General features: G+C 37.2%; 1 protein-coding gene. It reads left to right on the forward strand.

What is annotated here, in order from left to right; translation table 11 throughout:
* Nucleotides 1–359: 359 nt before the first annotated feature.
* Nucleotides 360–786: enoyl-CoA hydratase-related protein (locus tag ACS8FD_RS19390; protein WP_439277063.1), on the forward strand; the 427-nt coding region annotated here is incomplete at its 3' end.

The following is a 786-nucleotide window of genomic DNA, read 5'->3' on the forward strand; positions in this document are numbered from 1 at the left end:
GGATAGTTTCGGTAATTTGGTTAAGAGTTTCCTTATCTCTGATCATGTGGTTCTTCCTTGTTTGATTAATACTTAGAGTGATAACGACTTCGTAATTACCTTGAACAAACAGCATAATTGATAGTTTATTAAAATACAATACTTTTGGTTTAAATAACCGCTATGCGGTATTAATTAAAAAATTGAAGTCTAAGTAGTCCGTATATTTCTAAAATTGACTAAGATTTACTCTTCACAAAAGAAAATAAACAGTATATATTGGTCTTGAATATCGCTATGCGGTATTATATTTTATAATTAGTAATGTATTTTAAAGATTGCGATATTTTACTTAACGATAATATCTAAAGGACAGCATCATGGAAGAGCAGATCATTATTTGTGAAACGTTAGAAAATGGCGTAAGTCTGATAACACTTAATCGTCCCAAAGTTCGCAACGCTTTAAATGCTGAACTACGTGAGCAAATGGCAAAGATTTTCATTCAATTAAACGATGATCCACAAACCAAGGCTATCGTACTGACTGGTGGCGATAAAGTGTTTGCGGCTGGTGCTGATATCAATGACTTTTTAACCGCAAAAACGGTTGATGTCTATCTACGTCGTAGCGAGCAGTATTGGGATGCTATTACTAATTGTCGCAAGCCGATTATTGCAGCGGTCAATGGCTATGCGCTTGGCGGCGGCTGTGAGCTTGCTATGCACGCTGACATCATTGTCGCTGGTAAGTCTGCCAAGTTTGGCCAACCAGAAATCAAAATCGGCTTAATGCCAGGAGCTGGCG

This window comes from Psychrobacter sp. 1U2 (genome assembly GCF_051847575.1).